Below are 23,217 nucleotides of genomic sequence, written 5' to 3'. Positions count from 1 at the left end.
GCGTGAATTTTTCGGCGTGGCGCGCCAATTTTTCGCCTCATCCCTTATCCTTCCATTCCTGAACCTTACTAAATCGTTACAAGAACTCGGGAGGGGGGATGCCTCATGACATCAGCCTGATTGCGTTGCTCGCGGCCGGTTTCGGTCTCGCGATGATCTTCGGTTACCTCGCGTCGCTGCTGAAAATGCCGCCGCTCGTCGGCTATCTGCTCGCCGGGATCGTGATCGGCCCCGGCACGCCCGGTTTCGTCGGCGACCTGTCGCTCGCGCAGCAGCTCGCGGAAGTCGGCGTGATGCTGCTGATGTTCGGCGTCGGCCTCCATTTTTCGCTCGGCGACCTGCTTGCGGTGAGGAAGATCGCGCTGCCGGGGGCCGTCGTCCAGATTACCGTCGCGACGCTGCTTGGCGGCGGGCTCGCGCTCACCTGGGGCTGGAGCCTCGGCGCGGCGCTCGTGTTCGGGCTCGCGCTGTCGGTCGCGAGCACGGTCGTGCTGTTGCGGGCGCTCGAGGGGCGCGGGCTCGTCGAGACGGTCAACGGACGCATCGCGGTCGGCTGGCTCGTCGTCGAGGATCTCGTGATGGTGCTCGTGCTCGTGCTGCTGCCGCCCGTCGCGGGGCTGCTCGGCGGCACGCCGCCCGGCGATGCGCACGCGGCCGGCGGCAGCGTGTGGGGCACGCTCGGCGTCACGATGCTGAAGGTCGCCGCGTTCATCGCGCTGATGCTCGTGGTCGGCAAGCGCGTGTTCCCGCGCATCCTGTGGCTCGTCGCCCGTACCGGTTCGCGCGAACTGTTCACGCTGTGCATGATCGCCGCGGCGGTCGGCATCGCGTTCGGCGCGGCAAAGCTGTTCGACGTGTCGTTCGCGCTCGGCGCGTTCTTCGCCGGGATGATGATGCGCGAGTCGGAGTTCAGCCGGCGTGCGGCCGACGAGACGCTGCCGCTGCGCGACGCGTTCTCGGTGCTGTTCTTCATTTCGGTCGGGATGCTGTTCGACCCGAAGGTGCTGCTCGCCGAGCCGCTGCATGTGATCGAGGTCGCGGCGATCGTGCTGATCGGCAAGACGCTCGCGGCGGTCGCGCTCGTGATCGCGTTCCGCTATCCGCTGAACACCGCGCTGACGGTCGGCGCCGGCCTCGCCCAGATCGGCGAGTTCTCGTTCATCCTCGCGGGGCTCGGCCGTGCGCTCGGGCTGTTGTCGGCCGAGGGGCAAAGCCTGATTCTCGCGGTCGCGCTGATCTCGATCGCGATGAACACGCTGCTGTTCGCGATGATCGATCCGGCGCTCGTATGGATCCGCAAGCATTCGGCGTTCGCGCGCAAGCTCGAGGCACGCGACGATCCGCTCGCCGCGCTGCCGATGTCGACGCCGCAGACGCACCTGACCGGCCAGGTCGTGATCGTCGGCTACGGCAAAGTCGGCACGCGGATCGCGCATGCGCTGGACGAGCGCGGGATCGCCTATGTCGTCGTCGAGCAGAATCGCGAGCTCGTCGAGAAGCTGCGCGCGGACGGCGTCGCGGCCGTGTCGGGCGACGCGATCGAGCCGATCGTGCTCGTGCAGGCGCATATCGCGCGCGCCGGGATGCTGGTCGTCACGCTGCCGGACGTATTCGACGTGCGGCAGATCGTCGAGATCTCGCGCACGCTCAATCCGGCGCTGGAGGTCGTGCTGTGCACGAACAGCAGCGACGAGGCCGACCTGCTGTCGAGCGAGGGCATCGGCATCGTGTTCATGGGGGAGAGCGAACTCGCGCGCGGGATGACCGAGCACGTGCTCGGCAGGATGGCGAAGCCGGTGGCGGCCGCGCATTGATGGTTAGCGGCCGGGATCGCTCGGATCGACAGGATCGCCGCGACTGCGCGGATCGCCGGGATTACAGGATTGCGCCGGCCTTTCGGAACGGCGCGTGCGGCGGGTTCTACGTAGCGAACGGCCGATCTCGATCGGTCAGGCGACCTGTTCGCCGCCGCGCCACGCCCCGGCGACTCCACCAGCACCCAGGCGGCTTCAGCCCGCCGCCTTCGTCTGTACGGCGGTGCCGGCTTGCGCGGCCGTTTTCACAGGTGCCGACGCCTGTTGCCCGGCTGCCGTCTTCGGTTGCACGGCGGCCTTCGGCGCCGCGACCGTCTTTTGCGGCACGGCAGCCTTGAGCGGCGCATTCGGCGTCGGCTCGACCGGCGCGTCCGGCGGCACGCCGAGCAGCTGCAGCGAGCCGCTCGTGACCGACGAGAACACCGGGCCGGCCACCGTGCCGCCGTAATAACCCTTGCCGCGCGGCTCGTCGATCATCACCGCGACGATCAGGCGGGGGTTGCTCATCGGCGCCATCCCCGCGAACAGGGCGCGGTACTTGCCCTTCGCATAGGTTGCGCCGACCTGCTTGCGCGCCGTGCCCGTCTTGCCTCCGATCCGGTAGCCGTCGACGCGCGCGCGGCGCCCCGTGCCGCCTTCGCCGACGGCCGACTCGAGCATCGAACGGATCGCCGCCGCGGTCTGCGGCGACGTCACGCGATGGCCGCGATGGGCCTCGATCGTCTGCGGGTCTGAACCGTTCCTCAGCAGCGACACCGGGTGCAGCGTGCCGTCGCCCGCATAGGCGGTGTAGGTCTGCGCGATCTGCAGCAGCGACATCGACAGCCCGTAGCCGTATGCCATCGTCGCCTGCTCGATCGGCCGCCAGCGCTTGTAGCCGCGCAGGCGGCCCGATGCGACGCCCGGGAACGTCAGTTCCGGCGCGCGGCCGATCCCGTATTCCTGGTACTTGTTCCAGATCGTTTCGGCGGGCAGGTTCAGCGCAAGCTTCGCGAGCGCGACGTTGCTCGACTTCTGCAGTGCCTGCGAGACGGTCAGCGAGCCGTGGTTCGACGTGTCGTGGATCACGGCCGGGCCGATCTTGTAGGTGCCCGGCGACGTGTTGATGATCGTGTTCGGCGTGACCTTGCGCTCGTCGATCGACAGCGCGACGACGAGCGGCTTGATCGTCGAGCCAGGCTCGAACGTGTCGATCACCGCGCGGTTGCGCAACTGCTGGCCCGTGAGGCGTGCACGGTCGTTCGGGTCGAAGGTCGGATAGTTCGCGAGCGCGAGGATTTCGCCGTTCTGCGCGTCGAGCACGACGACGCTGCCGGCCACCGCGTTGTTCTCGAGCACCGCGGCCTTGAGCTGGCTGAACGCGAGTTGCTGGATCCGCCGGTCGATCGTCAGTTCGATCGTCGCGCCGTGCTGCGCGGGCACGAGCGGGCGCGTGTCGGACACGATGCGGCCGAGCCGGTCGCGGATCACCTCGCGCTGCCCGGACGTACCCGACAGCCGCCCGTTCGCCGCGAGTTCGACGCCTTCCTGGCCCTTGTCCTCGACGTTGGTGAAGCCGACCACGTGCGCGGCCGATTCGCCCTCCGGATAGAAGCGCTTCGAATCGGCAACCTGCGTGATGCCGTCGATTTCGAGCTTGCCGAGCCGGCTTGCGGTCTCGGCGTCGATCTGCCGCTTGAGCAGCACGAACGTACGGTCGTTGCGCAGGCGGCGCTTCACCTCCGCGAGCGGCATGTCGAGCAGCTTCGCGATCTGCGGATAGTCGATTTCGGCGACCTGTTTCGGGTTCGCCCAGATTTCATAGGTCGACAGGCTGACCGCGAGCATCGCGCCGTTGCGGTCGACGATGCGCCCGCGCATCGCGTCGAGCTCGATCGTGCGCTGGTAGCGCTTCTGGCCTTCCCCGACATAGAAATCCTGGTTCGCGACCTGCACCCAGAACGCGCGTCCGATCAGCGCGGCGAAACCGAGGGACACCATGATCACGACCAGCTTCGAGCGCCACATCGGCAGGCGCGACGCGAGCATCGGGTGCTTGGTCGCGGCGGCGTACGGATCGGCGGGGTGGGTCTTCTTTTTCACGCGCATGCAAGGGCCGGGTCGGGCCGCCGGATGGCGGCAAGTCAGTCGGAATAATGCGATTGTAATAAATGAGTAAACGTCGTGTGGGGAAACTGTGCTTCGGCCCCGTAAAAGATGCGCATCGGCGGCCGGGCTTCGGGCGGAAAAGGCGGGATGAAGGCGGGAACGGCGGCGCGGGCATTGCCCGATGTCGCCGACGAATCGGAATGGCGCGGCGGGTCGTGACCGCGGATGCGAACCCGGCCCCGATTATTTTCGGGACGGAAAAATAAAAACGCCTCGAAGAGAGGCGCCGTTATTTCTGAATATCGAAATGAATATCACGGAAATCGGAATAAACCCGAAAACCGCAGAGGATTGCCGTCAAAAATACCTATCGCGCGACGGAAATGAATTCATGGTATTCCGGCTCCGCCGTGGAGCGATCGACCGCCTGCAGGCGCCACGCGCCGTCGGGGTGCTCGCCGGCGAGCACCGCGGGACCTTGTTCGCGCTGCATCGCGCTGAACGACAGGCCCTTCAACTGGCACACGGCATTCCCACTGTCGGCGGCGCAGAGGGCCATCGCGCCTTCCACGTCCCGAACCTTGCCCCAGGCCGGTAGATCGATGCCCTGGTGTGCCTCGCGCGACCACAGCCGCTCGTCGGTATCGACCCACAACACCGCGTACGAGTGCCGGGTTGCCGATTCGCTGCCATTAATCCGGATAGTGAGGCGCATTGGAACGTCTCCTGGAAAGTAGAAAATGACACATTCGACCGATTTGGTTTGGATAGTCTAGATAGACTGCAGTGAAACGCAAGCGATAATCCTCAATAAATCCGCATTGTGTCTATTGGTGTCTCGGATGAAAGGACGTCTGACGATACGCGCGGATTCCGGCCCCGCGCGCAATCGCAGACGACACCGCGATCTGCGCGCCGCGGCCTCGCTCCGGGTCTGCCGGGGATATGCGATGACTAGGCCGGGGCGCGTCGATGTGTCGCGCCGAAGCGCTGGCCCGCAGCACGCTGGCGAACCCTCCGTCGAAAGCTGCCCGACCGGGCGTTTCACCGAGTTGACGACCCGGCCGGCACGACACACCCCGACATTCGTGCACAAATCCACACACTTTCACGAAACTTTCAGGACAGACTTGCGGACGATCCGGCCCCACACTTGGATTTTCCCGATCCTGCGCCGCGGACGCCCGTCCGTGGCGGGCCGCCGCCTCGTGTCAGAGACGCGATCGACGCGATCGCGGGCCGCAGCCGGTCGGGACTGCCGGGGCGAGCGTCGGCCCCGGCCCGGCCGACCGCCGTGCGCAGCTCCGCGATCCGGGGCTGCCGCGCCGTCCGGCCGATTCTTCGAAGGAGACTATCGTGCTGATCTGGAAAACCGCGTTGTCGCTCAACTGGCGCACGAGCCTCGTGTCGCCGGCCAGCGCACCGGTCGCGGCGGCCAACGTCGGGCGGCTGGTGCTCACCGGCGCCACCGGCTTCATCGGCAGTACCGTGCTGACGGCGCTCGTCAACGCAGGCTTGCTCGAGCGCATCGTGTGTGTCGTGCGCGCCGGGAATCGCGGCCACGCGGTCGCGCGTTTGCGTGAAGCGGCGCTGCGCGCGGGGCTCGCGCCGTACTGGGCATCGCGTCTCGGCGACGCGAACGTGGTCGTCGGTACACTCGGCGACGTGTGGCAGGGCGCCGACGCGCCGCGTCTCGCCGGCGCGACGCACGTGATTCACTGCGCGGGCCACGCGTCGCCGGCCGACGGTACGCATCTGCGGGCTGACCTCGCCGATTCGCTGCGCTTTGCCGAGCGGTTCGCGCACGCACCGCAACTGCAGCGTTTCGTGTACGTCGGCACCGCTTATGCGCATGCGGGCCGCGGCGGGATCGTTTACGAGGAAATGGCGGGTGCGGCGGCGAGCGACGCGGCGCAGGGCAGCGACGGGCTGCACGGCGCGGTGCTCGCGGCCGGCTACCTGCAGGCGAAGGCGGAAACGGAGCAGCGCCTGCGCGCGCTCGGGCTGCCGCTCGTCGTCGTGCGTCCGTCGCACGTCGTCGGTCACACGGTGCTCGGCACGCGGCCCGCGCCGAACTCGTTCTGGATGTTCCGCGTCGCTCACGCGGCGCGCCGCTTCACGGCACGGCCGATGACGCGCATCGACATCGTGTCGGTCGACGACGTCGCACGCGCGACGATGCTGCTGGCCGTGAAGCCGACGCTGATGCACGACGTGTACCACGTGTCGGCCGGCGACGAGGCGCCGCAGGTCGCGCAGATCGTGCGTGCGATGGACGAGGCGGCCGGCATGACGGGCGCGCCGCGTTACGCCGCGTGTGCGCCGGCCGACCTGCCGTTCGTGGTGCGCGACGTGCTCGGGCGGTCCGATCCGGCGCTCGAGCGCGTGATCGGCCGGGCGTTGCAGCGTGGCGCGGAGTTCGCGACGGTCGATCGCGTGTTCGACAACCGCCGCGTGCGCGACGAAATCGATTTCGAGCCGCTGCCGTTCATCGATTACGTCGAGGAATGCATGCGCACGTCCCGCGGCGTCGCGGTGACCGAACTGATGCGCGGGGCGCTGCACTGACGGCCCGCGCGATCCGCGGCTTGCCGGTTCCCGGGTTCGGGTTCGCCCGCCGCCGCTCGCCGCGGTCCGGCCGCGGCGGGCCCTACGACGCGTTGCCGAGTTCGATCAGCCGGTCGAGCGCGCGGTAGATGTCGTCCAGGCCGTCCTGGCCGAAACGCGCTTCGAGCTGGCGATACTGCTCGTCGATGCGCGGGCCGATTTCGGTCACCAGCTTCCTGCTTTGCGGCGTCAGGCTCACCAGCAGCCGGCGCTGATCTTCCTGCGCGCGCGTGCGCGTAATCAGGCCGTCGCGCTCCATCCGTTCCAGCACGCCGGTGAGGCTCGGGCTGAGGATGCAGCAGCGGCGCGCGATCTGTCCCGCTTCGAGCGCATTCGCCGGCTCGCCGTCGAGCACGCGGATGATCCTCCATTGCTGTTCGGTCAGCGCGAATTCCTTGAGAATGGGGCGGAACAGGCCCATCAGCGTTTCGCGGGCCTCGAGCAGCAGCATGGCCAGGTTGCGATGGTCGAGCGTACGGTTCATCGGGGGTGGGGAATGGACGGGGACGCATCAATCTTAACAGCCGACGGTGCTGAATTTCATGTATCAGGGTAATCGCGGTTGCCAGCGTCCGATTGTTTACTTAAGATGTTAACTATTGACGATGCGCCGCGACGCGCGGCAGGGGAATGACGCATGGAGCTGTCTTGCAGGACCGCCGCGGCGCCGCCGCTGCCGGTCGCCATCGGTACCGTCTACGGTGCGCTGCTCAACGAGCGCGCCGCACTCGACGCGCTCGGCGATGCCGTGCACGCACCGCCTTACGGTCGTCCGCCGCAGGCGCCGATCCTTTACATCAAACCGGCCAACACGCATGCGGCCGATGGCGCGGCCGTCGTGGTGCCCGCGGGCGTCGACGCGCTGGAGATCGGCGCGTCGCTGGCCGTCGTGTTCTCGCGGCGCGCGACGCGCGTGCCGGCCGCGCAGGCGCTCGATTACGTGCACGGCTTCACGCTCGCGAGCGACGTGTCGGTCCCGCATCCCGATTACTACCGTCCGGCCGTGCGCTTCAAGTGTCGCGACGGCTTCTGCCCGCTGGGCCCGGCGATCGTGCCGGCGGCCGCGCTCGGCGATGTCGACGCGATCGGCCTGACCGTGCGGATCGACGGCGACGCCGTGGTGTCCGCGTCGACCGCCACGCTGATCCGCCCGGTGCGGGAACTGATCGCCGACGTGACGGCGTTCATGTCGTTCGACGCGGGCGACGTGCTGCTGCTCGGCGTCGCGGGTCGCGCACCGCGTGCCCGCGCGGGCAGCACGATCGAGATTACCGCCGCCGGCATCGGCACGTTGCGGCATACGCTGATTGCGGAGGAAGCACGATGAAGACGGCGCGCGTGATCTACAACGGCGCACTGCATGCGGCCGAACCGGCCGGCGACGGCGCGATCCGCCTCGACACGGGCCGCGTGGTCGCCGAGGACGTGGTGACGTGGCTGCCGCCCGTCGCGCCGCGCACGACGTTCGCGCTCGGCCTCAACTACGCGGACCACGCGAAGGAACTCGCGTTCAAGGCGCCGAGCGAGCCGCTGATCTTCCTGAAGGGGCCGAACACGTTCATCGGCCACCGCTCGCGCACCGTGCGCCCGGCGGACGCGACGCACATGCACTACGAGTGCGAACTGGCCGTCGTGATCAGCCGCCCGGCGCGCAACGTGAGCCGCGCGCAGGCGCTCGACCACGTCGCGGGCTACACGGTCGCGAACGACTACGCGATCCGCGATTACCTCGAAAACTACTACCGCCCGAACCTGCGCGTGAAGAACCGCGATACCTGCACGCCGCTCGGGCCGTGGTTCGTCAGCCGCGACGAGATCGGCGACGCGGGCGACCTGACGCTGCGCACGACGGTGAACGGCCGGGAGACGCAGCGCGGCAGCACGCGCGACATGATCTTCGACGTGCCCGCGCTGATCGAGCACATCAGCAGCTTCATGACGCTCTCGCCGGGCGACCTGATCCTGACCGGCACGCCGGAAGGGCTGGCCGACACGAAGCCCGGCGACGAGGTGGTGACCGAAATCGAAGGAATCGGCCGGCTCGTGAACACGATCGTCGGCGAAGCAGACTACTATCGCGCCGGCTGAGCCCGTCGCCCAAGGAGAGCACATGACCATCAAGCACTGGATCGGCGGCCGTGAGGTCGAGAGCCGCGAGACCTTCACGACGCTGAATCCGGCGACGGGCGACGCGATCACCGACGTCGCGTCGGCCGGCGAGGCCGAAGTCGACGCGGCCGTGCGCGCGGCGAAGGACGCATTCCCGAAGTGGGCGAACACGCCCGCGAAGGAGCGCGCGAAGCTGATGCGCAAGCTTGGCGAGCTGATCGAGAAGAACGTGCCGATGCTCGCCGCGCTCGAGACGCAGGACACCGGCCTGCCGATCGCGCAGACGAGCAAGCAGCTGATTCCGCGCGCGTCCGAGAACTTCAATTTCTTCGCGGAAGTGTGCGTGCAGATGAACGGCCGCACCTATCCGGTCGACGACCAGATGCTGAACTACACGCTGTACCAGCCGGTCGGCGTGTGCGCGCTGGTGTCGCCGTGGAACGTGCCGTTCATGACCGCGACGTGGAAGACGGCGCCGTGTCTCGCGCTCGGCAACACGGCCGTGCTGAAGATGTCGGAGCTGTCGCCGCTGACGGCCGACCAGCTCGGCCGGCTCGCGCTCGAAGCCGGCATTCCGCCAGGCGTGCTGAACGTCGTGCAGGGATACGGCGCGACGGCCGGCGACGCGCTGGTGCGCCATCCGGACGTGCGCGCGGTGTCGTTCACGGGCGGCACGGTCACGGGCAAGCGGATCATGGAGCGCGCGGGCCTGAAGAAATACTCGATGGAGCTCGGCGGCAAGTCGCCCGTGCTGATTTTCGACGATGCCGATTTCGACCGCGCGCTCGACGCGTCGCTGTTCACGATCTTCTCGATCAACGGCGAGCGCTGTACCGCGGGCTCGCGGATCTTCGTGCAGCGCACGATCTACGACCGCTTCGTGCAGGAATTCGCGCGCCGTGCGAACAACCTGGTGGTCGGCGATCCGTCCGATCAGGCGACGCAACTCGGCGCGATGATCACGCGCCAGCACTGGGAGAAGGTGACCGGCTATATCCGGATCGGCGAGCAGGAAGGCGCGCGCGTGGTGGCAGGCGGCGCGGACAAGCCGGCCGGCCTCGCCGACCATCTGCGCAACGGCAATTTCGTGCGCCCGACCGTGTTCGCCGACGTCGACAACCGGATGCGCATCGCGCAGGAAGAGATCTTCGGGCCGGTCGCGTGCCTGATTCCGTTCGAGAACGAGGAGGAAGGGCTGCGGCTTGCGAACGACACGTCCTACGGGCTCGCGTCGTACATCTGGACGCAGGACGTCGGCAAGGTGCATCGCCTCGCGCGCGGCATCGAGGCCGGGATGGTGTTCGTGAACAGCCAGAACGTGCGCGACCTGCGCCAGCCGTTCGGCGGCGTGAAGGAGTCGGGCACCGGGCGCGAAGGCGGCGAGTACAGCTTCGAGGTGTTCGCGGAGATCAAGAACGTGTGCATCTCGATGGGTTCGCATCACATTCCCCGCTGGGGCGTGTGACGGGCGCGGGTCGTGGCGCCGCCAGCAAGAACGAACGATACGGAGACTTGAACGATGGGCAAACTGTCCCTCGCCGCGAAGATCACGCACGTGCCGTCGATGTACCTGTCGGAGTTGCCCGGCAGGCATCACGGCTGCCGCGAAGCGGCGATCCGCGGCCACCAGCTGATCGGCGAGCGCTGCCGCGCGCTCGGCGTCGATACGATCGTCGTGTCGGACGTGCACTGGCTCGTCAACGCCGGCTATCACGTGAACTGCAATGCGCGGTTCGCGGGTACGTATACCAGCAACGAGCTGCCGCACTTCATCCGCGACATGCAGTACGCGTATCCGGGCAACCCCGAACTCGGCCGCCTGATCGCGGAGACGGCCAGCGCACGCGGCATCGCGACGCGCGCACACGAGATCGACAGCCTCGAACTCGAATACGGCACGCTCGTGCCGATGCGCTACATGAACGCCGACCAGCACTTCAAGGTCGTGTCGATCGCGGGCTGGTGCATGTGGCATACGCTCGACGAAAGCCGGCGCTTCGGCGAGGCGCTGCTCGAGGCGATCGAAAAGAGCGATTCGAACGTCGCGTTCCTCGCGAGCGGCTCGCTGTCGCATCGCTTCAACGACAACGGCAGCCCGGAGGAATCGATTCACGAGATCAGCCGCGAGTTCTTCCGGCAGGTCGACCTGCGCGTAGTCGAGCTGTGGAAGCAGGGCGATTTCAAGACCTTCTGCGCGATGCTGCCCGAGTACAACACGCATTGTCACGGCGAAGGCGGCATGCACGACACGGCGATGCTGCTCGGCCTGCTCGGCTGGGATCGTTACGACAAGCCCGTCGAGATCGTCACCGACTATTTCGCGAGCTCGGGCACCGGGCAGATCAACGCGATCTTCCCGCTCGCCTGAGCGCCGCATCAACTATCCGGAGCGTTGCCATGCCACACATCGTCGTCGAATACACCGCGAACATCCGCGACGACGCGCGCATTCCCGCGCTGCTGCGCACGATCAACGCGACGCTGATCGCGCAGGGCGGCGTGTTTCCGACCGGCGGCATCCGCTCGCGCGCGATCGAGCTGCAGGATTACTGCGTCGCCGACGGCACGGAGGACGACGCGTTCGTCCACGTGACGCTGAAGATCGGCTCGGGCCGCAGCGACGAGACCAAGCAGGCCGCGTGCGACGCGCTGTTCGATGCGATCAAGGCGCATTTCGCGGAGCTGTATGCGAAGCGCTATCTCGCGCTGTCGATGGAGCTGACCGAGTTCAGCGAAAGCGGCTCGTACAAGCACAACAACATTCACGCCCGCTACAAGCGGGCCGGCTGAACCCCATTCCCGATCCGACCATGCTCGAACCCGCCATCATCGACCAGCTCGCGCAGCGTCTGCACGACGCCGAGCGCGAGCGCAAGCAGATCCGCCAGATCTCGCTCGACCATCCCGACATCACGATCGACGACGCGTATGCGATCCAGCGCGCGTGGGTCGCCCTCAAGCTCGCGGAAGGCCGCACGCTCAAGGGGCACAAGATCGGCCTCACGTCGAAGGCGATGCAGAACACGTCGCAGATCGACGAGCCCGATTACGGCGCGCTGCTCGACGACATGTTCTTCGACGACGGCGGCACGATCCCGGCCGGGCGCTTCATCGTGCCGCGCGTCGAGGTCGAACTCGCGTTCGTGCTCGGCAAGCGGCTCACCGGCCCGAACTGCACGATCTTCGACGTGTACGACGCGGTCGATTACGTGGTGCCCGCGCTCGAGATCATCGACGCGCGCAGCCAGTCGATCGACCCCGATACGAAGCGGCCGCGCAAGGTGTTCGACACGATCGCCGACAACGCGGCGAACGCGGGCGTCGTGATCGGCGGGCGGCCGGTGCGGCCGCAGGACGTCGACCTGCGCTGGGTCGCGGCGATCATGTCGCGCAACGGCGTGGTCGAGGAAACGGGCGTCGCGGCCGGCGTGCTGAACCATCCGGCCAATGGCGTCGCTTGGCTGGCGAATCGGCTGTCGCGCTTCGACGTCGCGCTGGAGCCGGGGCAGGTCGTGCTCGGCGGCTCGTTCACGCGGCCGTGCGCGGCGCGCTCGGGCGACACGTTCAGCGTCGACTACGGCCCGCTCGGGACGATCCAGTGCTATTTCGCGTGAGGTGAGCGAGCGATGCAGATTCCGTCGAATGTCTTCAAGGCCGCGCTCGCGCGTGGCGACGCGCAGGTCGGGTTGTGGCTCGGCCTCGCGAATCCGTACAGCGCCGAAGTCGTCGCGGGCGCCGGGTTCGACTGGCTGCTGATCGACGGCGAACATGCGCCGAACACGGTGCCGACGATCCTCGCGCAGTTGCAGGCGATCGCGCCGTATCCGTCGCAGCCGGTCGTACGCGTGCCGTGGAACGATCCGGTGATCGTCAAGCAGGTGCTCGATCTCGGCGCGCAGACGCTGCTCGTGCCGATGGTGCAGAGCGCCGACGAAGCGCGCGCGGCGGTGGCCGCGACGCGTTATCCGCCGCACGGGATCCGCGGCGTCGGCAGTGCGCTCGCGCGCGCGTCGCGGTGGAACCGCGGCGGCGACTATCTGCATCGCGCGAACGACGAAATGGCCGTGCTCGTGCAGGTCGAGACGCGTGCCGGGCTCGACGCGATCGATGCGATTGCGCGGGTGGAGGGCGTCGATGGCGTGTTCATCGGGCCGGCCGATCTGGCGGCCGATCTCGGGCACCTCGGCAATCCGGGGCATCCGGACGTGCAGGCGGCGATCGACGGCGCGATCCGGGCGATCAAGGCGGCAGGCAAGGCGCCGGGCATTCTCAGCGCGGATGAGGCGGCGGCGCGGCGGTATCTGGAAGCGGGGGCGTTGTTCGTTGCGGTGGGGGTCGATACGACGCTGCTGGCGCGGAGTGCGGAGCGGTTGGCGGCGCTGTTCAAGGGGGGCTGTGGGGAGGTGGTGAAGAAGGGGGATGGGACGTATTGAGCGGAGCGGACGGGATAAGGAATCTGCTGGGCAACCGGGCAGACCCGGCCGCTGCGCAACTCGACCGGACAGCTGCCCGGTTGGATCGGGCGATGATTTGAATCGTACGGGATACGGGAATCGGTTTGCGTCATCGCCGCGCATCGCGCCGACCTTATCGTCCCGCTTCCATATACCTTCCGGGCGTCGTCCCCGTCGCCCGCCGGAACATGTCGATGAACGCGCTCACGTTGTCGTATCCGAGATCGAGCGCGATCGTCGTGACCGGCACGCCGTCGGCGATTGTCTCCAGCGCCCGCAGCAGCCGTGCCTGCTGACGCCACTGCGCGAACGTCAGCCCTGTCTCGGCGACGAAGCGGCGGCTCATCGTCCGGGCACCGATGCCGGCCCATGCTGCCCATTCCTCCAGTCGCCGGTTGTTCGCGAGGTTCGTGGCGAGCGCATCGGTGATCTTCATGAGCCGCGGATCCTGCGGCCGCACCAGCCCCAGTGCTTCGACCTCCGACGACGCGATCTCGTCGAGGATCACGTCGGCAATGCGCGCCTGCGCGGCATCGAGTTCCGCATCGCCCCAGCTTGCCGCGCGCTGCACGGCTTCGCGAAGCAGCGGCGTGGTGCGGATCGCGCGCGGCGCGTCAGGCAACCCCGCGCACCGCGCTTCGGCGACGAACGCCGACCATCCGGAAATCGGCCCGAACGAGCGCAGCGAATGCCGGCAATGCGGCGGAATCCAGATCGCATGAATCGCCGGTACGACCCAATCCTGATCGTCGAGGCCGATCGACACCACGCCGCTCAGTGCGCCGACGAGCTGGCCGCGCGCGTGCGCATGCGGCGGCGTGATGCGCGGGTCGCGCTGCGACAGCACGGCGGCGACGACGAACGGGCCGTCGTCGGACGTGACGAATCGGGCGGGCAGGAGTGGATCGGTCATGGCCGGATTTCAGTATCGAATGACTGTTATACCGGAGATCGGCCGGCTGCGCACGCCTAAACTGCGTCCATCGATGACAACCGGAGTACGACGCGATGCGAGCCGAACAGATGCTTCCCGACCATGCCGACCGGATCGAGGCCGGCGGAACGACGATCCGCAAGGGCACCGTCGGCGCGTTCCTGGTCAATGCGCGCGTGCTGACCGATCCGGATGCGGCGCCCGCCGAGCGCGCCCGTGCCGAAGCCGACGCGCTCGACGCATTGCCCGCGCTGCGTGCGCTCGGCCTGTTCGACGTGCTGGAAGTGCGCGATCCAGCACTGCGCGCGTGGCTCGACGCACGCTGATACACGACGGAACCGTCGATCGAGATCCATCAATCAAGGAGTCGGCATGAAAGCAGCAGTCGTGACGGGCGCCGGCGAGCGCCCCGTTCATATGGAGTTCGAAGCGCCGCATGCGATACCCGGCCACCGTCTGATCGACGTGACGGCGTCCGCGTTGAGCCGTCTTGCGCAGGCGCGCGCGGCGGGCACGCACTATTCGTCCGGCGGCGGCTATCCGTTCGTCGTCGGCGTCGACGGCGTGGGGCGCGGCGACGACGGCCGGCGCGTCTATTTCTTCGGCGCGCCCGCGCCGTTCGGTGCGATGGCCGAATGCACGATCGTGCCCGACGCGCAGTGCGTGCCGCTGCCGGATGGGCTCGACGATGTCACGGCCGCGGCGATCGCGATCCCCGGCATGTCGTCGTGGGCGGCGCTGACCGAGCGTGCGCGGCTGGTCGCGGGCGAAACGGTGCTTGTCAACGGCGCGACGGGCGCCTCGGGCGGGCTCGCGGTGCGGATCGCGAGGCATCTGGGCGCCGCGAAGGTGATCGCGACGGGCCGCAACGCGGCCGCGCTGGACGCGTTGCTGAACGCCGGCGCGGACGCCGTCGTGTCGCTGCAGCAGGACGACGCGCATTTGGCCCGCGCGCTCGAACCGCATTTCCGCGCGGGTGTGGACGTCGTGCTCGACTATCTTTGGGGGGCGAGCGCGCTCGCACTGCTGATTTCCGCCGCGAAGGCGACACCCTACGGCCGTCGGTTGCGCTTCGTGCAGATCGGCTCGATCGGCGGCGCGGACGTGCTGCTGCCGGGCGCCGTATTGCGTGCCACAGCGATCGAACTGCTGGGCAGCGGTATTGGCAGCGTGTCGCTGCCGGGGTTGCTGGCTTCGGTGCGCGGCGTATTCGACGCGGCAGGCCCGGCGGGGCTGACGCTCGAAACGCGTACGGTGCCGCTGTCGGCGGTCAGCGAGCACTGGGGCGATGCGAACAGTCGGGTGCGCCCGGTATTCACGATGCGCGGCGATTGACCGGCCGCAGGCCGTGGACATGACGCGATCGGTGCGCGCACCGGCGGCAGACTGGCATCCACCGTCGCGTCGAGCCGTTAGACGATTGCGAACGCGCGGTGCGAAGCAGGGCGGTGGTGTGTACCGACAACGGGCGGCGCGACATGAAAGTCACCCGCCGCCCGCGTCGTCACACTCAGAACCGCTGCTGAATCCCCGCGGTCACGCCGACCTGCGTGGTGCCATATCCGGCGAAATCGCGCGACACGCCGACCTTCTGGTCGTGCTTCGCGATCGCGAACGCGCCGGCCGCATACAGCACCGTGCGCTTCGACAGCGCGTATTGCGCCCGAACCGATACCAGCGTCGGGTCGGCATCCGTGCCGCCCTTGATGTTCTGGTGATAGACGGCCGCGATCAGCGAGAACGTCGGCGTGAACTGGTACGACCCGCCGAGCCAGTACATATCGCTCAGCTGGTTCGCCGCCGCGGTGCGAAACGTGCGCTTGTAGTTGCGATAGCCGGCCATCGTCTTCAGGTTGCCGAAGTCGTAGCTCAGGCCCGCGTGAATCCCCTGGATGTAGTTGACGGTATCGGCCGGCGTGACGCTGTCGGCCGCACCGTTCTGCCGGTCGAACGTGAGCACCGCCGCGAACGGGCCGGTGTCGTAGCCGAGCGCGAAGTCGTATTTCGAGCTGGTCTTCACGCTGCCCGGCACGTTGCCGAAGCCATACAGCGCGCCGAACTTGAAGCCGCTGAATTCACCGTCGTAACGCACTGCATTCGACGAGCGCGTGAACATGCCGTCCTTGCGCCCGCCGGTCGCCATCGACGACGACGCCCACGAATAGTTTTGCGAGTAACCCATCGGGTCGAACGGCATCATGTAGTCGTACGTGACGGTGAAGTTGCGGCCAAGCGTCAGCTCGCCCCATTTGCCTTTCAGGCCCACCGTCGCACGGCGCGCGAAGATCGAGTCGGGGCCGTCGTCGGACGCGCCATTCGCGAGATCGATGCCGCTTTCGAGGCGAAACACGGCCTTCAACCCGCCGCCGAGATCCTCGACGCCGCGCAAGCCCCAGCGCGACGTGTTCTTGTTGCCCGACTTCAGCTTGAACGAATTGCCGCCATCCGGTGCCGCATGGTTCGTGTATTCGATGCCGGCGTCCATGATCCCGTAGATCGTGACCGACGACTGCGCGTGCGCGGCCGGCGCGGCGAGACAGGCTGCCGCGGCCGAACCGGTGAGGACTACTGTTCGAATAGAACGTTCTGCGCGTGACTTCATTTTGACGGTGTCTCCTTGGTTGTTGTGGGTTGGTCGAAACGGAAAACGCGTACTCGGTGCGCCATCGGCGGACGCCATGAGGCGTCCGCCGATTCGAGTCGCAAAAGCATGTTGAATGCACGCGCGGCGGCACATGAGCCGCCGCGAAGCGGGTCAGCCGGCTTTCGCGAACGCCCAGCAGTCGTTGGTTGGGAATTCGATCCAGTGCTTGCCGGCCGCGCGCGGCACGTGGCCGAACGCGCGCAGGCGCATCTCGCCGCAATGGAACAGGTATTCCCAGCGGTCGCCGAGATACATCGACGTGACGAGGTCGGCCTGCAGCCGGTTCGCGCCCGGGCCGTCGGCGACCTGCACGCGTTCGAGGCGGATCACGGCCTGCGCGTCCTGGCCCGGCGCGAACGTGTCGCGGGCGAGCGCCTGCAGCTCCCAGCCGTCGCCGGCGAGCGTCACGCGTTCGCCGTCGACGGCCGAGACGCGCGCATCGATGCGGTTGTTGCTGCCCATGAATTCGGCCGTGTACAGCGAGCGCGGCGCGCCGTACAGCTCGGCCGGCGTGCCTTCCTGTTCGATGCGGCCGTTGCGCAGCAGCAGGATGCGGTCGGACATCGCCATCGCTTCGGTCTGGTCGTGCGTCACGCAGAGCGCCGACAGCCCGAGCGACACGATCAGCTCGCGCAGCCACGCACGCGCTTCCTCGCGCAGCTTCGCGTCGAGGTTCGACAGCGGCTCGTCGAGCAGGATCACCGGCGGGTTGTAGACGAGCGCACGCGCGATCGCGACACGCTGCTGCTGGCCGCCCGACAGCTGATGCGGAAAGCGCTCGGCGAGGTGGCCGAGGCCGAGCTGGTCGAGCGCGGTCTGCACGCGGCGCTTCTGTTCGGCCGGCGCCACGCGGCGCAGCTTGAGCCCGTAGCCGACGTTGTCGGCGACGGTGCGGTGCGGCCACAGCGCGTAGGACTGGAACACGAGGCCGAGCGAACGCTGTTCGACCGGCAGGTCGACGTGCCGCGCGCCGTCGAAGAACACGCGGTCGTCGAGCTGGATGCGCCCGTCGGACGGCTGTTCGAGGCCGGCCACCGCGCGCAGCAGCGTGGTCTTGCCGCTGCCCGACGCGCCGAGCAGGCACACGACTTCGCCGGCCTTCAGTTCGAACGACACGCCCTTGAGGATCGGGTTGGCGCCGTAGCTGAGATGCAGGTCGTCGACGATGAGCTTATCCATGAAGTTTCACTCCGAAGCGCAGGGCCACGCCGAGACCGGCGCCGACCATCGCGATGTTGATGACAGAGAGCGCGGCAACCTGGTCGACGGCACCGGTCGCCCACAGCGACACGAGCAGCGCGCCGATCACTTCGGTGCCGGGCGACAGCAGATAGACGGCGGTCGAGTATTCGCGCTCGAAGATCATGAAGATCAGCAGCCACGCGGCGAGCAGGCCGAAGCGCACGAGCGGCAGCGTCACGTCGAGCGACACGCGGCTGCGCGTCGCGCCGACGCTGCGGCCGGCTTCCTCGAGTTCCGGGCCGACCTGCAGCAGCGCGCTCTGGATGAGCCGCATCCCGTATGCGAGCCACACGACCGTGTATGCGATCCAGATGCTCCACATCGAGTTCTTCAGCTCGCGCAGGCCCGGGACGAACAGGAAGATCCACAGGAACGCGAGACCGGCGAGCAGGCCCGGCACCGCGCGCGGCAGCAGCACGAGGTAGTCGAGCAGTTTCGTCGCCCAGTCGTTGCGGCGATGGCCGGCGAAGGCGACGAGCGAGTAGAAGCCGATCGCGAGCGCACCGCCGATCACGCCGATGCCGAGCGTGTTGACGATCGCGCGCACGAGGTTGTCCTGCTCGAACAGCTCGATGAAGTTCTGCAGCGTCAGCGCTTCGGCGAGCGCGACGCCTTCGCCCCAGTTGGTCACGAACGCGCGCAGCACGATGCCCGAGATCGGCACGATCACCGTCAGCATCAGCCACAGCGCGACGATCGCGAGCGCGACCCAGCGCCATACGCCGAGCGGCAGCACCGTCGCACGGCCGGCCTTGCCCTTCACCGTGACGAAGCGGTTCGCGCTCTTCAGCAGGCGGCGCTGCAGCAGCACGAGCGGGAACGTGATCGCGACGATGCACACCGCGACCGCGGCCATCAGGTGATACGACGGCACGCCGAGCTTGTTGGTCAGCTTGTACAGGTAGGTCGCGAGCACGAGGTGGCCTTCAGGATCGCCGAGCACGAGCGGCAGCCCGAACACCTCGAAGCCGAGGAAGAACACGAGCACGCCGGCGAACAGCAGCGCGGGCATCGTCATCGGCAGGCTCACGTCGAGCGCGACGCGGAACGGCCGCGCCCCCGTCACGCGCGCCGCTTCCTCGACGTCCGAGCCGAGGTTGCGCAGCGCGGCCGACGAGTACAGGTACACGTGCGGCACGTGCGTGAGGCCGACGATCATCGTGATCGCGAAGATCGAGTACACGTTCCAGGGTACGTTCTGCACCCCGAACAGTTCCTTGAACCACACGGAATAGAAGCCGACCGGGCCGGCCGCGACCACGTAGCCGAACGCGAGCACCATCGGCGACACGAACACGGGCGTAAGCAGCAGCGGCTCGAGCCAGCGGCGGCCGGGCAGGTCGGTGCGCACCATCAGGAACGCGAGGATGCCGCCGAGCGGGATCGAGATGAACAGCATCCCGCCGGCGATGATGAACGAGTTCTTCACGGCCGACCAGAAGTCCGGGTCGGTGAAGATGAAGCGGAAGCCTTCGACGCCGAGCGTCTTGTTCGCGTCGAAGAACGGCGCGGACAGCAGGCTCTGGAACAGGATGAAGCCGAGCGGCAGCGCGACCGCGACGGTGAGCGCCGCGACGACGATCCAGCGCAGCATGCCGGCGAGCGGCTGCAGGTTGCTGACCTGCAGCGCGGGAATCGCGCCACCCTGGCCGGTGGTGGGCGGAACGGCCGGCGCCGCTCCGCGTGTGCTGGTTGAAAGCATGAGTTTGCCCCTGCGGCCATCCGGATGGCCGCCTCTAGGAAGTCGGTAAGGGGAAGGGGCCGCCCGCGCGGCGTGCGGCGTGCGGCGGGCGGCCGTCGGTCGGCCGAGGCCGATCAGTGGATCAGCTCTTGATCGCCTGCTGCCATTGCTTGAGGAACGCGAGCCGCTTCGACTGGTCCAGATAGACGAGCAGGCCGGTGCCGATCGGGATCGGCTTCAGCGAATCGCCGAGTTCCTTCGTGAGGCTCGCGGCCGACGTTTCGCCGGTCACGTCCGTGCGAATCGCGTACAGGTTCGCCTGGTTCGCGATCAGCGTCTGGCCGCGCTTCGACAGCAGGTAGTCGACCCACAGCTTCGCGGCGTTCGGGTTCTTCGCCTTCTTCGAGATCGTGGCCAGGCGGCTCACGACTTGTGTGTAGTCCTTCGGGAATACGTAGCCGATCGACTTGTCCTTCTTCGCTTTTGCGTACGCATACGAGCCGATGATGTTGTAGCCGATCAGGTTCTCGCCCGACGAGATGCGCTCCATCATCGCGCCGGTGCTCGACTGCAGCTTCGGACCGGTCGCGCCGATCGCCTTCACGAGCTCCCACGTGACCTTCTCGTTCAGGTGCGCGTCCTGCGTCAGCGCGTTGAAGCCGACGCCGGATTTCTCGACGTCGTACGTCGTCAGCTTGCCTTTGAACTTGTCGGGTTGCGACGTGAGCAGCTTGATCAGGTCGGTGCGCGTTTTCGGCACCTCGTTCTCGGGAATCAGCCGCTTGTTGTAGACGATCGCGAGCGGCTCGAACGTCGTGCCGTACGCCTGCTTCTGGTATTGCGCCCATTGCGGCACGTTCGCGCTTTCCGGCGAATCGTACGACGTCATCAGGCCGTCGTTGACGAGCTTGACCTGCAGGTCCATCGCCGAGCTCCACAGCACGTCGGCGCTGGTGCTGCTCGCGGCGTTCTCGCTGATGTAGCGGTTGTACAGCTCGGTGCTGTTCATGTCGTTGTACTCGACCTTCACGCCATACAGGCTTTCGAAGTCCTTGATCAGCGGGCGCACGAGGCCCGTGTCGGTCGTCGAGTAGACGATCAGCTTGCCTTCCTTCTTCGCGGCGTCGACGACACCTTGGTAGTTACCCGGATACCCGGCCGGGACCTGCGCGGTGGCGGCGCCGGCGGCGGTGCCCAGGACGATCGCCAGCGCGGCGGCGAGCTGCTTCGGTGCAAACGGCATGTCTTCCTCCAGTTACGCGTGTGTGTTGTTCGAGTGACGCGGATGTTAATTGCGAGGCACTTTCAGCCTGCTTTCATTTCGGTTCACAATAGTGTCCTTTGTGTCATGGATTTCCCGAGGTCCCCATGCGTGTGCTGCTCGTCGAAGACAACCCGAACCTTGCGCAGTCGTTGAACGACGCGCTGAGTGCCGCGCGCTTCGCGGTCGATCACATGGCGGACGGGGAGGCGGCGGATCACGTGCTGCGCACGCAGGACTACGCGCTGGTGATACTCGATCTCGGGCTGCCGAAGCTCGACGGGCTCGAGGTGCTGCGGCGGCTGCGCGCGCGCCGCAATCCGGTGCCGGTGCTGATCCTCACCGCTCACGGCTCGGTCGAGGACCGCGTGAAGGGGCTCGATCTCGGCGCCGACGATTACCTCGCGAAGCCGTTCGAGCTGACCGAGCTGGAGGCGCGCGCCCGCGCGCTGATCCGGCGCAGCCTCGGCCACGAGCATTCGCGGGTCGAGTGCGGGCCGCTTTCGTATGACAGTATCGACCGCAGCTTCCACCTCGCCGGCGAACCGCTGCCGCTCACGCCGCGCGAGCGCTCGGTGCTGGAGGTGCTGATCCTGCGCAACGGCCGCGCGATCAACAAGGAGACGCTGTCGGAGAAGATCTTCGGGCTCGACGAGTCGGTCAACGCGGATGCGATCGAGATCTACGTGTACCGGCTGCGCAAGAAACTGGAGAACACCGGTGTCGCGATCGTCACGCTGCGCGGCCTCGGATACTTGCTCGAAGCGAAGGCGGCCGGATGAATCACCGCCGGGCTTGCCTTCTTTGCATGGGGCCGCGGTACGCGCCAAAGCGCTGCGCGGGATCGGCACGTTCGCTGCTTGCCGCGGGCGCGCCAGCCATCCGCGGCCGGCCTGGCAAAGCCGGCCGGCTGCACGGGCGCGGAGCGAGGCCGCACGCGTTTTCCGCCACGCTGGTCGGTGCAGCCCGGCGGGAAGCATGGTGACACGCCCGAACCTGCGCGCACAGGTCGCGCTGTGGCTGCTGCTGCCGCTGCTCGGACTGCTCGCGCTCGACTCGTGGCTCACGTACCAGCGCGCGATGAGCGCCGCGCACGTCGCGTTCGACCGCACGCTGTCGTCGTCGCTGAAGTCGATCCGCGAAGGCGTGCGGTTCAACGAGGGCGAGATCGAGGTCGACCTGCCGTATCTCGCGCTCGAGATGTTCGAGTCGGGCGACGGCGGCAAGATCTATTACCTGATCCGCGAGGACAACGGCCGCACGATCACCGGCTATCCGGACCTGCCGCTGCCGCAGGGCGACGGCACGCTGTTCGTCACGCGCTACTACAACGTCGTCTATCGCGGCGAGCAGTTGCGCATGGCCGCGCTGCGCGTGCCGGTGCACGACGTGCCGACCGCGCAGACGCGCGTCGTGTGGGTGATGGTCGGCGAGACGATCGAGGCGCGCCAGGCGCTCGCGCGCGAGATCCTGATGGGCTCGCTGCTGCAGGAGGGGCTGCTCGTCGTGCTCGCGCTCGGGATCGTGTGGCTCGGCGTCGGGCGCGGGCTGCGGCCGCTGAACCGGCTGTCGGCGACGGTCGCCGCGCGCAGCGACGGCGATCCGACGCCGCTCGATACCGGCGGCATGCCGAGCGAACTCGCGCCGCTCGTCGAGTCGATCAACCAGTACATCGGCCGCACGCAGCGGATGCAGGTCGCGCGGCGGCGTTTCTTCGCGGACGCGGCCCATCAGCTGAAGACCCCGCTCGCGGCGGTGCAGGCCGGCGTCGAGCTGGCGTTGCGGCCGGACGAGCAGCCGCGCGTGAACGTGCATCTGCGGCGCGTGAACGGCGCGGTGCGGCAGGCCGTGAAGATCGTCCAGCAGCTGCTGTCGCTGTCGCGGCTCGATTCGGACAGCGGCCAGGCGGTCGCGCACCAGCCGGTCGCGCTGCACCGGCTCGCGCGCAGCGTGACGCTCGACTGGTCGCCGGTCGCGCGCGCGCGCGACATCGATCTCGGCTTCGAGCACGAGGCGGATGTCGACGTGCTCGGCCAACCGGACCTGCTCGGCGAATTGATCGGCAACCTGATCGACAACGCGATTCGTTATTCGGGCGACCGCGCGGTGATCACGGTGCGCGTGTCGCGCGATGGCGACCATGCGCGGCTCGACGTGATCGACAACGGGCCGGGCATTCCGGCCGGCGAACGCGACGCGGTGTTCGAGCGTTTCCATCGCGGCAGCAAGACGCAGACGGTCGAAGGCACGGGGCTCGGGCTGTCGATCGTGCGCGAGATCGCGCGCGTGCATCAGGGCAGCGTGACGCTGGCCGATGCGGCGGGAGGCGGGTTGATCGTGACGGTGATGTTGCCGACGGTGCCGGCGGCGGCGCAGTAGAAGG

The 23,217-nt window shown here is 67.8% G+C and carries 21 protein-coding genes; 13 read left to right on the top strand and 8 right to left on the bottom strand.

Annotated features, from left to right (window positions below; all coding sequences use genetic code 11):
* Nucleotides 1-98: 98 nt before the first annotated feature.
* Nucleotides 99-1,814 (top strand): cation:proton antiporter, encoded by a 1,716-nt coding sequence (locus DIE02_RS04770; RefSeq protein WP_124484952.1) that lies wholly within the window; start codon nt 99-101, stop codon nt 1,812-1,814.
* A 195-nt stretch (nt 1,815-2,009) separates the two neighbouring features.
* Here the strand turns inward: DIE02_RS04770 and DIE02_RS04765 are convergent, their stop codons facing one another.
* Entirely contained in the window at nt 2,010-3,902 is a 1,893-nt protein-coding gene (locus DIE02_RS04765) for a penicillin-binding protein 2 (protein ID WP_124484951.1), read from the bottom strand.
* A gap of 367 nt (nt 3,903-4,269) precedes the next feature.
* The gene (locus DIE02_RS04760; protein WP_044842963.1) at nt 4,270-4,617 is read right to left on the bottom strand and encodes a DUF3564 family protein; all 348 of its coding nucleotides are present in this window, start codon (nt 4,615-4,617) and stop codon (nt 4,270-4,272) included.
* Between the two features lie 641 nt (nt 4,618-5,258).
* Here DIE02_RS04760 and DIE02_RS04755 point away from each other — a divergent pair.
* Nucleotides 5,259-6,470 (top strand): SDR family oxidoreductase, encoded by a 1,212-nt coding sequence (locus DIE02_RS04755; protein WP_124484950.1) that lies wholly within the window; start codon nt 5,259-5,261, stop codon nt 6,468-6,470.
* 82 nt (nt 6,471-6,552) lie between these two features.
* Here DIE02_RS04755 and hpaR read toward each other — a convergent pair whose 3' ends face one another.
* Nucleotides 6,553-6,993, bottom strand: coding sequence for a homoprotocatechuate degradation operon regulator HpaR (gene hpaR / locus DIE02_RS04750; RefSeq protein ID WP_044842965.1), 441 nt, complete (start codon nt 6,991-6,993; stop codon nt 6,553-6,555).
* A 153-nt stretch (nt 6,994-7,146) separates the two neighbouring features.
* Here hpaR and DIE02_RS04745 point away from each other — a divergent pair, with 153 nt between their 5' ends.
* The 7 genes from DIE02_RS04745 to hpaI are packed head-to-tail and all read left to right on the top strand — an operon-like array spanning nt 7,147 to nt 13,051.
* Nucleotides 7,147-7,836, top strand: a complete 690-nt coding sequence (locus DIE02_RS04745) for a fumarylacetoacetate hydrolase family protein (RefSeq protein ID WP_124484949.1) — start codon at nt 7,147-7,149, stop codon at nt 7,834-7,836.
* Nucleotides 7,833-8,597 carry a fumarylacetoacetate hydrolase family protein gene (locus tag DIE02_RS04740; protein ID WP_124484948.1) on the top strand — a complete coding sequence of 255 codons (765 nt, stop codon included), beginning with the start codon at nt 7,833-7,835 and terminating at the stop codon, nt 8,595-8,597. The genes DIE02_RS04745 and DIE02_RS04740 overlap by 4 nt, the downstream gene beginning before the upstream one ends.
* A 22-nt stretch (nt 8,598-8,619) precedes the next feature.
* The gene (hpaE, locus tag DIE02_RS04735; protein WP_124484947.1) at nt 8,620-10,083 is read left to right on the top strand and encodes a 5-carboxymethyl-2-hydroxymuconate semialdehyde dehydrogenase; all 1,464 of its coding nucleotides are present in this window, start codon (nt 8,620-8,622) and stop codon (nt 10,081-10,083) included.
* 54 nt (nt 10,084-10,137) lie between these two features.
* The gene (gene hpaD, locus DIE02_RS04730; protein ID WP_124484946.1) at nt 10,138-10,986 is read left to right on the top strand and encodes a 3,4-dihydroxyphenylacetate 2,3-dioxygenase; all 849 of its coding nucleotides are present in this window, start codon (nt 10,138-10,140) and stop codon (nt 10,984-10,986) included.
* A 29-nt stretch (nt 10,987-11,015) separates the two neighbouring features.
* On the top strand, nt 11,016-11,408 hold the full coding sequence (locus DIE02_RS04725; RefSeq protein WP_044842970.1) for a 5-carboxymethyl-2-hydroxymuconate Delta-isomerase: 393 nt from the start codon (nt 11,016-11,018) through the stop codon (nt 11,406-11,408).
* A gap of 20 nt (nt 11,409-11,428) precedes the next feature.
* Nucleotides 11,429-12,232, top strand: coding sequence for a 2-oxo-hept-4-ene-1,7-dioate hydratase (gene hpaH, locus DIE02_RS04720; RefSeq protein WP_124484945.1), 804 nt, complete (start codon nt 11,429-11,431; stop codon nt 12,230-12,232).
* Between the two features lie 12 nt (nt 12,233-12,244).
* Complete coding sequence (gene hpaI / locus DIE02_RS04715; RefSeq protein WP_124484944.1) at nt 12,245-13,051, top strand: 4-hydroxy-2-oxoheptanedioate aldolase; 807 nt, start codon at nt 12,245-12,247, stop codon at nt 13,049-13,051.
* A 154-nt stretch (nt 13,052-13,205) separates the two neighbouring features.
* Here the strand turns inward: hpaI and DIE02_RS04710 are convergent, their stop codons facing one another.
* Entirely contained in the window at nt 13,206-13,985 is a 780-nt protein-coding gene (locus tag DIE02_RS04710) for a helix-turn-helix domain-containing protein (RefSeq protein WP_124484943.1), read from the bottom strand.
* A gap of 95 nt (nt 13,986-14,080) precedes the next feature.
* On the opposite strand from DIE02_RS04710, the gene DIE02_RS04705 reads away from it, so the two are divergent.
* Together DIE02_RS04705 and DIE02_RS04700 are read left to right on the top strand one after the other, a co-directional pair.
* A complete protein-coding gene (locus DIE02_RS04705) occupies nt 14,081-14,332 on the top strand; it encodes a hypothetical protein (protein WP_044842974.1) in 252 nt (83 codons plus the stop codon).
* Nucleotides 14,333-14,378: 46 nt separating this feature from the next.
* On the top strand, nt 14,379-15,341 hold the full coding sequence (locus DIE02_RS04700; RefSeq protein ID WP_124484942.1) for a zinc-binding alcohol dehydrogenase family protein: 963 nt from the start codon (nt 14,379-14,381) through the stop codon (nt 15,339-15,341).
* 175 nt (nt 15,342-15,516) lie between these two features.
* Here DIE02_RS04700 and DIE02_RS04695 read toward each other — a convergent pair whose 3' ends face one another.
* The 4 genes from DIE02_RS04695 to DIE02_RS04680 all read right to left on the bottom strand — a co-directional run bounded on the left by DIE02_RS04695 (nt 15,517) and on the right by DIE02_RS04680 (nt 20,816).
* Entirely contained in the window at nt 15,517-16,608 is a 1,092-nt protein-coding gene (locus DIE02_RS04695) for a porin (protein ID WP_124484941.1), read from the bottom strand.
* Between the two features lie 153 nt (nt 16,609-16,761).
* A complete protein-coding gene (locus DIE02_RS04690) occupies nt 16,762-17,829 on the bottom strand; it encodes an ABC transporter ATP-binding protein (protein ID WP_124484940.1) in 1,068 nt (355 codons plus the stop codon).
* Nucleotides 17,822-19,594, bottom strand: a complete 1,773-nt coding sequence (locus DIE02_RS04685; RefSeq protein WP_124484939.1) for an iron ABC transporter permease — start codon at nt 19,592-19,594, stop codon at nt 17,822-17,824. Before DIE02_RS04685 ends, DIE02_RS04690 begins: the two co-directional genes overlap by 8 nt.
* A 121-nt stretch (nt 19,595-19,715) precedes the next feature.
* Nucleotides 19,716-20,816 carry an ABC transporter substrate-binding protein gene (locus DIE02_RS04680; RefSeq protein ID WP_044842979.1) on the bottom strand — a complete coding sequence of 367 codons (1,101 nt, stop codon included), beginning with the start codon at nt 20,814-20,816 and terminating at the stop codon, nt 19,716-19,718.
* Between the two features lie 125 nt (nt 20,817-20,941).
* On the opposite strand from DIE02_RS04680, the gene DIE02_RS04675 reads away from it, so the two are divergent.
* Entirely contained in the window at nt 20,942-21,616 is a 675-nt protein-coding gene (locus tag DIE02_RS04675) for a response regulator (RefSeq protein ID WP_044842980.1), read from the top strand.
* A 196-nt stretch (nt 21,617-21,812) separates the two neighbouring features.
* Nucleotides 21,813-23,213, top strand: coding sequence for a sensor histidine kinase (locus DIE02_RS04670; protein ID WP_124484938.1), 1,401 nt, complete (start codon nt 21,813-21,815; stop codon nt 23,211-23,213).
* The last annotated feature ends 4 nt before the right edge of the window (nt 23,214-23,217 follow it).

Source organism: Burkholderia sp. Bp8991 (genome assembly GCF_003853795.1).
Lineage (GTDB): Bacteria > Pseudomonadota > Gammaproteobacteria > Burkholderiales > Burkholderiaceae > Burkholderia.
This window is presented reverse-complemented; position numbering and strand designations above follow the sequence as displayed.